This window comes from Pseudomonas sp. SG-MS2 (assembly GCF_009933855.1).
Taxonomy (GTDB): Bacteria; Pseudomonadota; Gammaproteobacteria; order Pseudomonadales; family Pseudomonadaceae; genus Aquipseudomonas; species Aquipseudomonas putida_E.
On the sequence record NZ_MOMO01000207.1, the window covers coordinates 1 to 10,619 of the forward strand.

Annotated in this window: 11 protein-coding genes; all 11 read left to right on the forward strand. The window is 65.4% G+C overall.

The genetic code is table 11. The annotated features are described in order from the left end of the window. On the forward strand, positions 1-507 hold a 507-nt coding region (locus BLX42_RS17280), incomplete at its 5' end, for a cupin domain-containing protein (RefSeq protein ID WP_161872251.1). Positions 508-511: 4 nt separating this feature from the next. Continuing rightward, a complete protein-coding gene (locus BLX42_RS17285; protein WP_161872252.1) occupies positions 512-1,369 on the forward strand; it encodes an alpha/beta fold hydrolase in 858 nt (285 codons plus the stop codon). Between the two features lie 5 nt (positions 1,370-1,374). Further along, on the forward strand, positions 1,375-2,193 hold the full coding sequence (locus tag BLX42_RS17290) for an IclR family transcriptional regulator (protein ID WP_115275499.1): 819 nt from the start codon (positions 1,375-1,377) through the stop codon (positions 2,191-2,193). Position 2,194: 1 nt separating this feature from the next. Continuing rightward, positions 2,195-2,992, forward strand: a complete 798-nt coding sequence (locus BLX42_RS17295) for an SDR family oxidoreductase (protein ID WP_161872253.1) — start codon at positions 2,195-2,197, stop codon at positions 2,990-2,992. Then, positions 2,985-4,667 carry a thiamine pyrophosphate-binding protein gene (locus BLX42_RS17300; protein ID WP_161872254.1) on the forward strand — a complete coding sequence of 561 codons (1,683 nt, stop codon included), beginning with the start codon at positions 2,985-2,987 and terminating at the stop codon, positions 4,665-4,667. Before BLX42_RS17295 ends, BLX42_RS17300 begins: the two co-directional genes overlap by 8 nt. A 10-nt stretch (positions 4,668-4,677) precedes the next feature. Continuing rightward, positions 4,678-5,481 (forward strand): aspartate dehydrogenase, encoded by an 804-nt coding sequence (locus tag BLX42_RS17305; protein WP_161872255.1) that lies wholly within the window; start codon positions 4,678-4,680, stop codon positions 5,479-5,481. Positions 5,482-5,491: 10 nt separating this feature from the next. After that, positions 5,492-6,982 carry an aldehyde dehydrogenase gene (locus BLX42_RS17310; RefSeq protein ID WP_115274107.1) on the forward strand — a complete coding sequence of 497 codons (1,491 nt, stop codon included), beginning with the start codon at positions 5,492-5,494 and terminating at the stop codon, positions 6,980-6,982. Next, entirely contained in the window at positions 6,979-7,947 is a 969-nt protein-coding gene (locus BLX42_RS17315) for a VOC family protein (RefSeq protein WP_161872256.1), read from the forward strand. Before BLX42_RS17310 ends, BLX42_RS17315 begins: the two co-directional genes overlap by 4 nt. Positions 7,948-7,957: 10 nt before the next feature. Continuing rightward, a complete protein-coding gene (locus BLX42_RS17320) occupies positions 7,958-8,185 on the forward strand; it encodes a recombinase-like helix-turn-helix domain-containing protein (RefSeq protein ID WP_161872257.1) in 228 nt (75 codons plus the stop codon). A 19-nt stretch (positions 8,186-8,204) separates the two neighbouring features. After that, positions 8,205-9,239 (forward strand): aromatic ring-hydroxylating dioxygenase subunit alpha, encoded by a 1,035-nt coding sequence (locus BLX42_RS17325; protein ID WP_115274104.1) that lies wholly within the window; start codon positions 8,205-8,207, stop codon positions 9,237-9,239. 8 nt (positions 9,240-9,247) lie between these two features. After that, complete coding sequence (locus BLX42_RS17330; RefSeq protein ID WP_161872258.1) at positions 9,248-10,207, forward strand: PDR/VanB family oxidoreductase; 960 nt, start codon at positions 9,248-9,250, stop codon at positions 10,205-10,207. The last annotated feature ends 412 nt before the right edge of the window (positions 10,208-10,619 follow it).

Sequence of the window (10,619 nt, forward strand, 5' to 3'; positions counted from 1 at the left end):
AAATCCTGGGACCGCCCCGCCGACGCCGACCTGGCCAGCTGGATGCAGACGCGCATAGCGCGCTACCAGACGCGCCGCTACGACTGGGATGCGCTGAAGTTCCAGGCCGACTACGACCCCAAGTACCGCCGCGCGCAGATGCGCTACGTGGGCACCGGCGGCACGGGGGTTGGCAGTGACATGAACACCATCGCGTCCGAGCACTTCACCTTTTCCACCATGGTCATCCCGGCCGGCCACGAAGGGCCGCCCCACCTGCACACCGACGTCGAGGAAGTGTTCTTCGTGCTGCGCGGCAAGCTCAAGGTGGTCATCGAAAAAGACGGCGAGCGCTTCGAAACCATCCTCACCGACCGCGACCTGATCTCGGTGCCGCCAGGGGTGTACCGCGAAGAGATCAATGTGGGTGACGAGGACGCACTGATGTGCGTGATGCTCGGTGCCAAGAAGCCGGTGACCCCGACCTACCCACCAGCGCACCCGCTGGCATCGATCAAGCGCGGGTAAGCCGATGATGCCGATCACCCTCATCGCCCCCTTGCTAAGCCAGCTCGACCAGCGCTTTGCCGAACGCCTGCTGCGCCTTGACCAAGGGCTGCAGGCGGTACGTGAGGCCGGTAGCGGCGAGGCCATCGTGCTGCTGCATGGCATCGGCTCGGGCGCGGCCAGCTGGTTGCAAGTGGCCTTGGGCTTGAGCGAGCGGGCACGGGTGATCGCCTGGGATGCCCCCGGCTACGGCCAGTCCACGCCACTGCCGAGGGCTGTGCCGGGCGCCCGCGACTATGCCGGGCGCTTGCTGCAGACACTCGACGCATTAGGCATCGAGCGCTGTGTGCTGGTGGGCCATTCCCTGGGGGCGCTGACTGCCGCCGCGTTCGCCCAGGCCCACCCGCAGCGGGTCAACCGCCTGGTACTGCTCAGCCCGGCACGCGGTTACGGGGCGCAACCCGAGCAAGGTCTTGCCGTGCGCAGCAAACGCCTGCACAGCCTGGCCCACATGGGCATCGAGCAAATGGCCCGCGAGCGCAGTGCACATTTGCTGTCGCCAGACGCCGGTGCCCAGGCGCTGGCCTGGGTGCAGTGGAACATGGCGCGGCTACAGCCGCACGGCTACCGCCAAGCCATCGAGCTGCTGTGCGGCGACCACCTGTTGCGCCACGCGCCGCAGGCAGTGCCCTGCGAAGTGCACTGCGGCAGCGCCGACGGCATCACCCGCGCGGACGACTGCCAGGCCTTGGCCGATGCTCTGGGCGCCCCTTTCAAACTGATACCCGGCGCTGGCCATGCCTGCGCCATCGAACAACCTGACACGGTGACGGGCCTGCTGGCCCGCGCCCTGGACGCCTCTCTCACAGGTAGCGCGCTATGAACGAAATGGATCCGTTGAAGGAAAACCAGGACAAGTACATTGTCCCGGGCCTGGAACGCGGCCTGCTGCTGCTGTGCGAATTCAGCCGGCAGAACCGTACCCTGACCGCCCCCGAACTGGCCCGGCGCCTGTCACTGCCCCGCTCGACCATCTTCCGCCTGCTGACCACCCTGGAAACCATGGGCTTCGTCACCCGCAGCGGCAACGAATACCGCCTGGGCATGTCGGTACTGCGCCTGGGCTTCGAATACCTGGCCTCGCTGGAGCTGACCGAACTGGGCCAGCCACTGCTGGCACGGCTGTGCGATCGCCTGAACTACCCGAGCAACCTGGTGGTACGCGACGGTCGCTCGATCGTCTACGTGGCCAAGGTTTCACCGCCCTCGGTGTTCTCCAGCGCAGTTACCGTCGGCACGCGCCTGCCGGCCCACGCCACGGTGCTGGGGCGCATCCTGCTGGCCGACCTGAGCCTGAGCGAGTTGCGCGAGCTGTATCCCGAAGAGCATCTGGAGCAGTTTTCGCCGTGCACGCCCAAGACCGTGCTGGAGCTGTTCGACCTGGTCCAGGCCGATCGCCTGCGCGGCTATGTCAGCGGCGAAGGCTTCTTCGAGTCGACCATCTCCACGGTGGCTGCCCCCGTGCGTGATGACAGCGGCCAAGTAGTCGCCGCGCTCGGCCTGACCATCCCGACCGTGCAGATCGGCCACGTCAATTTCGACAACCTGCTGGGCCAGGTGCGGGGCAGTGCCGATGAGTTGTCGCGCTTGCTCAACTACACGCCCAACACCGGTCACGGCCGCGTCACCGCGCTGATGAGGGACTGAGATGAACCCCTACCAACTTCAAGACAGCACGGTGATCGTCACCGGCGGCTCGTCCGGCATCGGCTACGCCTGTGTCGAACTGCTGCTCGAAGCCGGCGCCCGCGTAGCCTTCTGCGGGCGCGACGAAGACCGCCTGCGCAGTGCCGAAACCCGGCTGCGCAAACGCTTCCCAGAGGCGGGCCTGCTGGCCCAGGTGTGCGACGTGCTCGACGCCGAGTCCGTGCGGGCCTTTGCCGCCGCCAGCCTGGCCGCACTGGGCCCGGCCCAGGCGCTGGTCAACAATGCCGGCCAGGGCCGCGTGTCGACGTTTGCCGACACCACCGACCAGGCCTGGAACGAAGAACTGCAGCTCAAATTCTTCTCGGTCATCCACCCGGTACGCGCGTTCATGGCGCAACTGCAGGGCCAGCCTAACGCCTCGATCGTGTGCGTCAACTCGCTGCTGGCCAGCCAGCCCGAACCGCATATGGTCGCCACCTCGGCCGCCCGTGCCGGGCTGAAGAACCTGGTGCGCTCAATGGCCTTCGAATTCGCCGAACACGGCATCCGGGTCAACGGCATCCTCATCGGCCTGGTCGAGTCGGGGCAATGGCGCCGCCGCTTCGAGGCCCGCGAAGAGCGCGAGCTGGACTGGTCGCAATGGACCGCACAGCTGGCGCAACGCAAACACATTCCCTTGGGCCGCCTTGGCCTGCCGAAGGAAGCGGCGCAGGCGATCCTGTTCCTGGCTTCGCCTCTGTCGGCCTACACCACTGGCAGTCATATCGATGTATCCGGAGGCCTGTCCCGCCATGCGTAACGAAAACACTGTCACCGTCGGTGCCGTCATCACCGCGTTCCTCGAGCAATGCGACGTCAGGGCGGCGTTCGGCGTGATCTCGATCCACAACATGCCGATCCTCGATGCCTTCGCTGTGCGCGGCAACATCCGCTTCGTCATGGCCCGCGGTGAAGCCGGGGCCACCAACATGGCCGATGCCTATGCCCGCAGCATCGGTGGCCTGGGCGTATGCCTGACCTCCACCGGTACTGCCGCCGGCAACGCCGCCGGGGCCATGGTCGAAGCGCTGACCGCCGGCACCCCCCTGCTGCACATCACCGGGCAGATCGAAACCCCGTACCTGGACCAGGAGCTGGCCTACATTCACGAGGCACGCGACCAGCTGACCATGCTCAAGGCCGTGTCCAAGGCAGCGTTTCGCGTGCGCAGCGTCGAAACCGCGCTGAGCACCTTGAAGCTGGCCGTGCAGACCGCCCTCACCGCCCCCACCGGCCCGGTCAGCGTGGAGATCCCGATCGATATCCAGTCGGCCTTCATCGCCATGCCGACCGACCTGTCGCCACTGCCTATCCCGGTCGCCGCACCGGCCGCCGAAGCCCTCGACCTGGTTGCCGAACGCCTGGCCAGCGCCACCCGCCCACTGCTGTGGCTGGGCGGCGGCGCCCGGCATGCTGGCGCGCAGGTCAAGCGCCTGCTGGACATGGGCGTCGGGGTGATCACCTCGACCCAAGGCCGCGGCGTGGTCAACGAAGACGATGAGCGCTGCCTGGGGGCCTTCTCGCAGAACAAGCTGGTCGAAGGCTTCATGCAGACCTGCGATGCGCTGGTGGTGGCCGGTTCCCGCCTGCGCAGCAACGAGACCTTCAAGTACGCCCTGAAGCTGCCGCGCACTACCCTGCGCATCGACGTCAACCCGGCCATCGAAGGCCGCAGTTACCCCAGCGACCTGTTCATCTGTGGCGATGCGGCACTGGCCCTGGAGGGCCTGGCCGACCGCCTGCAGGGCAGCCTGAACATCGACCCGAACTTTCTGCCCGAACTCAAGAATGTGCGCGAGCAGGCACGCAAACAGCTGGTCGCCGACCTGGGCCCGTATGCGTCGCTGGTCGAGCAGTTGCAAACGCAGACCGGGCGCAACTTCACCTGGGTGCGCGACGTGACGCTGTCCAACAGCATCTGGGGCAACCGCCTGCTCAACCTCTATCACCCCCTGTCCGGCGTGCACGCACTCGGCGGTGGCATCGGCCAGGGCCTGGCGATGGGCATCGGCGCTGCCGTGGCAGCGGCGCAGACAGCGCCGGAGCGCAAAGTGTTCGCCCTGGCAGGCGATGGTGGCTTCATTCTCAACCTGGGTGAGCTGGCGACCCTGGTGCAGGAGAACGCCAACGTGGTCATCCTGCTGATGAACGACCAGCGCTATGGCGTTATCCGCAACATCCAGGACGCCATCTACGGCGCCCGCCACGCTTACGTCGAACTGCACACGCCGAACTACAGCAAGCTGGCCGAATCGCTCGGCCTGCGCCATGGCCTGGTCAGCGACCTGAAACACTTCGGCGAGGTGCTCGAAGGCGCCCTGGGCGCGCAAGGCCCGTTCCTGCTGGAAGTGGACATGCTCAGCGTTGGCGGCTTCGCTACCCAGTTCGCCGGCCCGCCCAACAGCGAAACCAAGGCGCAGAAGGCCACGGCCTGAGGACCACGCCATGTTGCATATCACCATGATCGGCTGCGGTGCCATTGGCGTCGGCGTGCTCGAGCTGCTGGAGAAAGACCCGCTGCTGTGCGTCGATGCGGTGATTGCCTCGGCCGGCTCTGAAGCGCTGGTACGCCAGCGGCTGGCGAGCTTGCGCCGGCCGCCGCAGGTACTCACCGCCCTGCCGGCCGACGCGCGCCCCGACCTGCTGGTCGAATGCGCCGGCCACAAGGCAATCGAAGAGCACGTGCTGCCAGCGCTGGAGCGCGGGGTTGCCTGCCTGATCGTCTCGGTTGGTGCGCTGTCCGAGCCTGGCCTGGTCGAGCGCCTGGAAGCGGCAGCGGCACACGGCAGCACGCGTATCGAACTGCTGCCCGGCGCCATTGGCGGCATCGACGCACTGTCAGCAGCCAAGGTCGGCGGCCTGGACGCGGTCAGCTACACCGGCCGCAAACCGGCGCGCGCCTGGCAAAGCACCCCCGCCGAGCAGGTGTGTGCGCTGGACGCCCTTACAGAAGCGACCGTGATCTTCGACGGCAGCGCCCGTGAGGCAGCGCGGCTGTACCCGAAAAACGCCAACGTCGCGGCCACGCTGTCACTGGCCGGGCTGGGCCTTGACCGCACCCGCGTGACCCTGATCGCTGACCCGCTCAGCGAAGAAAACGTGCACCAGGTCGAGGCCCGCGGCGCCTTCGGCCGCTTCGAAATGAGCCTGCGCGGCAAACCGCTGCCGGCCAACCCGAAGACCTCGGCACTGACCGTCTACAGCGTGGTTCGCGCCCTTGGCAACCACGCCCATGCCATTTCCATCTAGGGGACTGCCAATGACTCTGGAACAGACCTTACCGCTGTGCATCGCCGGCACTTGGCGCCTGGGCGGCGGCGAGCGTTACGCCTCGTGCTACCCGGCGACCGGTGAGCCGGTCGCCTGGCTCAATGCGGCCAGTCTTGAAGACGTCGAAGCCGCTGTGCAGGGGGCCCATCAGGCCTTCCTGCACAGCGGCTGGGCCCAGCGCAAACCGCACGAACGTGCCGCTGTGCTGTACCGCATCGCCGGGCTGATCCGCGAGCGCGCTGAAGAGCTGGCGCAACTGCAACGCCAGGACAACGGCAAGCCGATCAACGAAACCCGCGCCCTGGTCGCCAGCGCGGCAGGGACTTTCCAGTTTTTCGCCGCTGCCTGCGAAACGCTGGAGGAAACCATCACCCCGTCGCGCGGCGATTTCGTCAGCATGAGCGTGTACGAGCCGATGGGTGTGGTCGCGGCGATCACGCCATGGAACTCGCCCATCGCCAGCGAGGCGCAAAAGCTAGCCCCGGCCCTGGCCGGTGGCAATGCGGTGGTGATCAAACCGGCGGAAATCACCCCACTGCTGGCCCTGCAACTGGCCCGCATCTGTGAGGACGCCGGGCTGCCCAAAGGCCTGGTCAGCGTGCTGCCAGGCAAGGGTTCACTGCTGGGTGACGCCTTGACCCGCCACCCGCTGGTCAAACGTGTGTCGTTCACCGGCGGCACCCGTACCGGCAAACACATCGCCCATATCGCCGCCGACAAGATGATGCCGGTGTCGCTGGAGCTGGGCGGCAAGTCGCCGACCATCGTCCTTGACGACGCCGACCTCGACCACGCCGTGGCCGGTGTGCTGTACGGCATCTTCAGCTCCTCGGGTGAGGCATGCATCGCCGGCTCCCGGCTGTTCGTCGCCCGTGCCCTGTACGAGCCGTTCATGGCCCGGCTGACCGCTGCCGCCGCGCAACTGCGCCTGGGTGACCCGGCCGACGAGCGCACGCAGATGGGCCCGCTGATCAGTGCTGGCCACCGCGCGTCGGTGGAGCGCTACGTGGCCCTGGGCCTGGCCGAAGGTGGCCGCCTGCGCCTGGGCGGTGAGCGCCCGAGCGGCGGCCTGTACGAGCAGGGTTACTTTTACCCGCCGACCATCCTCGAAGGGCTGGGCAACCACCAGCAGGTTTGTCAGGAAGAAATCTTTGGCCCGGTGCTGGTGGCCCTACCGTTCGACAACGAAGAAGACCTGCTGGCCCAGGCCAACGACAGCCTGTACGCCCTTGCCGCCGGGATCTGGAGCCGTGACTACAAGCGTGCCTGGGCGCTTGGCCGCAAGCTTCAGGCCGGTACGGTGTGGATCAACACCTACAAGCAGTTCTCCATCTCGACGCCGTTCGGCGGCTGGCGTGACAGCGGCCTGGGCCGTGAAAAAGGCCGCCTGGGCATCCTGCAGTACATGGAACAGAAAAGCCTCTACTGGGGCATGAACCAACAGCCGCTGGCCTGGGCCGGCGTGGAGGCAGGGCAATGAGCGTACTGGGCATCGACGAAGTCACCTATGGCGTGGAAGACCTCGCCACCTGCGTCCGCTTCTTCACCGACTGGGGCTTGAGCAAAGTCAGCGAACAGCCTGACGAGGTGATCTTCGAAACCCTCAATGGCTGCCGCGTGGTGCTGGCCGCCCTCGACAAACCCGACCTGCCGCCGGCCATCGAGCCCGGTTCGACCGTGCGTGAAGTGGTGTGGGGTGTCGCAAGCCAGGCGGACCTTGCCCTGTACAGCCAGCGCATCGCCAACGACCCGGGCTTTGTCGAAGGCAATGGCCGCATCGGTTGCACCGACCCTAACGGCCTGGCGATCCGCCTGCAGGTCACCCGCAAACGCACGCTGGACATCGAGTGCAGCGGCCACAATACCTGGCAGACCAAGGGCCGGATCAACAAGCCGGCGCCGATCTACGACCGTGCCACGCCCATCGAAGTGGGCCACGTGGTGTTCTTCGTCAAGGACGTGAACGCCTGCGAGGCCTTCTACCACGAACGTTTCGGCTTCCAGGCATCGGACCGTTACCCCAACCGCGGCGCATTCCTGCGCACCGCCGAGGAAGGCGGCCACCACGACCTGTTCATGCTCCAGCTGCCGGCCCCGCGCGCCGGCCTCAACCACGTGGCGTTCACCGTACGTGACCTGCACGAGGTGTTCGGCGGCGGCATGCATATCTCCCGCTGCGGCTGGGCCACCGAAATCGGCCCGGGCCGCCACCCGGTGTCATCGGCGTTCTTCTGGTACTTCAAGAACCCGGCCGGCGCGCTGGTCGAGTACTACGCCGACGAGGACCAACTGACCGCCGAATGGCAGCCACGCGCGTTCGAACCCGGCCCGACCGTATTCGCCGAATGGGCGATTGCCGGCGGCATCGATGGCAACACCCGGCGCCAGCAGCACGCAGAAGCACCCCAAGGCAAATTCCTCACCGACAAGCCCAAGCACAACTGAGGTCGATCCCATGAACACACCCGAGGTTTACCTGCAGCCGCACCAGGCACGCAAACGCCCCAACACACCGTTCGAGGACCTGCTCGGCGATTCCATCGAACGCGCCTACGGCAACGGCGTGAGCGAATTGGGGGAATTGCTCGCCCACCTCAACCTGGCCGGCCCGCCCTGCCCGCTGACCAGCGGAGCGTGGACTGAAGACGCCTTTGTAACCCTGATGGCACGGCTGGGCGAATGACCCTGCGGAGAAGAACAAGATGAACATGCATGTAACCGTCGACCCTGTTGAACAACACCTGGCCAATGGCCTGAAAGACCTCTGGTTCCCGGTTCTGCCGTCGGAACTGTTGAGCGACAAACCGGTTTCCATCCGTCGCCTGGGCTACAAGATCGCCCTGTGGCGCGACAACGATGGCAGCGTGCACGCGCTTGAGGACCACTGCCCGCACCGCGGCGCGCCGCTGTCCCAAGGGCCGGTGCTGGGTGACCGCCTGCAGTGCCCGTACCACGGCGTTGAAGTACGCTGCGACGGCACTGTCACCAAAGTGCCCGGCAGCCCTGGCTGCAAGCTCGAAGGCAGCCGCCCGACGCGGATGTTCCATACCCGCGAGGCTGCGGGGGCGATCTTTCTGTTCAACGCCACCGACCCGCACCTGGACACACCACCGGAGCTGGTACTGCCCGAGCAGCTGACCTCGCCCCAGTGGAGCAGCTTCCTTTGCTACACCGAATGGAAAGGCGACTACCGCTACGTGCTCGACAACGTCATGGACCCGATGCACGGCACCTACCTGCACAAGATGTCGCATTCCATGAGCGAGGGCGAAGCCACCGCCAGGTTCGTCACCCGCGATACCGAACAAGGCTTCTTCTTCGAGAAAGAAGGCCAGCGCGGGGTCAACTTCGACTGGACCGAATTCCTCGACAACGGCTGCCACTGGCTGCGCCTGGAGATTCCCTACCCCAAGACCGGTGGCCCGGGCGGCAACTTCACCATCATCGGCAGCTACACCCCCAGCAGCCGAGCGTTGTCGGCCGTGTTCCACTGGCGCGCCCGGCCGCTGACCGGCTGGCAACGCGATACCTGGCGCTTCCTCTACAAGAACCGCCTGGAGGCGCGCCACTGGGCGGTACTGGAGCAGGACCGGGTGCTGCTGGAATTCATGGAGTTCGACGCCAACCAACGTGAAAACCTCTACCAGCACGACCTGGGCGTGGTGCGCCTGCGCCGCTACCTCAAGGGCAAGGCCAAGGAACAGCTGGCCCTGATCGAAACCAAGCAACTGGCCTGAGGTGACCGATGTCCAACTCCTCCACCATCAGTGCACGGGTGCACACCCTGCGCCATGAAGCCGAAGGCATCATCAGCGTCGAGCTGCGCCCCTGGGGTGACACTGTGTTCGCGCCCTTCGGCGCCGGTTCGCACATCGACCTGCACCTGCCCAATGGCCTGGTGCGCAGCTATTCGCTGCTGAACGCGCCAAGCGACCAGGGCCGTTATGTGGTCGGCATCCTGCGTGACCGAGCCAGCCGCGGGGGGTCGCGCTATGTGCACGAGCAACTGCGCGTGGGCACGCAACTGCAGATCTCCCAGCCACGCAACAACTTTGCCCTCGACACCCGCGCCAGCCACAGCGTACTGGTGGCGGGCGGCATCGGCATTACGCCGATCTACTGCATGTTCCGCCAGTTGCTGGCGCTGGGGCGCTCGGCCGAGCTGATCTACTGTGCACGCTCGCGTGTCGAAGCCGCACTGCTGGAGGAGATCAGCGGGTTTGGGGCAAAGGTGATCTACCACTTCAACGACGAGAAAGGCGGCCTGCCGGACCTGGCCGGCTACCTGGCCGGGCGGCCTGCGGACACGCACTTCTACTGCTGCGGGCCGACGCCGATGCTCGATGCCTTCGAGCAGACCTGCGAACGCCTGGGTTACCCCCATGCGCATATCGAGCGGTTTACCGCAGCCGAAGTGGCGGCATCGGACGATGCCCAGGCCAGCTACAGCGTCGAGCTGAGCCGGTCAGGCAGGACGGTCAGCGTCGAACCCGGGTTGAACCTGCTGGATGTGCTGCTCGAAGCCGGCTGCGATATCGAGTACAGCTGCCGTGAGGGTGTGTGTGGCTCTTGCGAGACCCGAGTGCTGGAGGGGGATGTGGACCACCGCGACGGGGTGCTGACCAAGGCTGAGCGGGCGGCGAACAAATCGATGATGGTCTGTGTGTCCGGGTGCAAGAGCCGGCGGTTGGTGCTTGATCTGTGAATTGAACATTCGCTCACGCGTAAATTTGACCGGCCCTCATGGGCCGGTTTTTTTTGACCTGGTTTTGTACTGTTCATTCCTGCCTTATCGCCCACTTGCCAGCGATAAGGCATGTACTGATACAACCCAAGACAAAGTAGTGCATCGACGCACAATGCCTGGGCATAACAGTAACCAAACTTTCAACCTGTTCCAGATACGGTACAAACCAAGCCGTTTCAAATATAAATAATTGTTTTAAATCAGTTTTTATTTAACAAAAGAACCTGGCACAAAACCTGCTCCATTTCCTTTGTCAAACAACATCTCACCCATAAAACAAAAAACCCGCAGTACGGGCGACGCTCCCCCTTTGCCTGCGGAAAACCTCCCAACCTTGCAGGGCATGGCATGAAAAGATATGTGATAAGCC

What these genes read in the sequence shown, in the direction of transcription:
- BLX42_RS17285 (WP_161872252.1), top strand. Translation starts at nt 512, where the DNA reads ATGATGCCGATCACCCTCATCGCCCCCTTGCTAAGCCAGCTCGACCAG.
- BLX42_RS17290 (WP_115275499.1), top strand. Translation starts at nt 1,375, where the DNA reads ATGGATCCGTTGAAGGAAAACCAGGACAAGTACATTGTCCCGGGCCTG.
- BLX42_RS17295 (WP_161872253.1), top strand. Translation starts at nt 2,195, where the DNA reads ATGAACCCCTACCAACTTCAAGACAGCACGGTGATCGTCACCGGCGGC.
- BLX42_RS17300 (WP_161872254.1), top strand. Translation starts at nt 2,985, where the DNA reads ATGCGTAACGAAAACACTGTCACCGTCGGTGCCGTCATCACCGCGTTC.
- BLX42_RS17305 (WP_161872255.1), top strand. Translation starts at nt 4,678, where the DNA reads ATGTTGCATATCACCATGATCGGCTGCGGTGCCATTGGCGTCGGCGTG.
- BLX42_RS17310 (WP_115274107.1), top strand. Translation starts at nt 5,492, where the DNA reads ATGACTCTGGAACAGACCTTACCGCTGTGCATCGCCGGCACTTGGCGC.
- BLX42_RS17315 (WP_161872256.1), top strand. Translation starts at nt 6,979, where the DNA reads ATGAGCGTACTGGGCATCGACGAAGTCACCTATGGCGTGGAAGACCTC.
- BLX42_RS17320 (WP_161872257.1), top strand. Translation starts at nt 7,958, where the DNA reads ATGAACACACCCGAGGTTTACCTGCAGCCGCACCAGGCACGCAAACGC.
- BLX42_RS17325 (WP_115274104.1), top strand. Translation starts at nt 8,205, where the DNA reads ATGAACATGCATGTAACCGTCGACCCTGTTGAACAACACCTGGCCAAT.
- BLX42_RS17330 (WP_161872258.1), top strand. Translation starts at nt 9,248, where the DNA reads ATGTCCAACTCCTCCACCATCAGTGCACGGGTGCACACCCTGCGCCAT.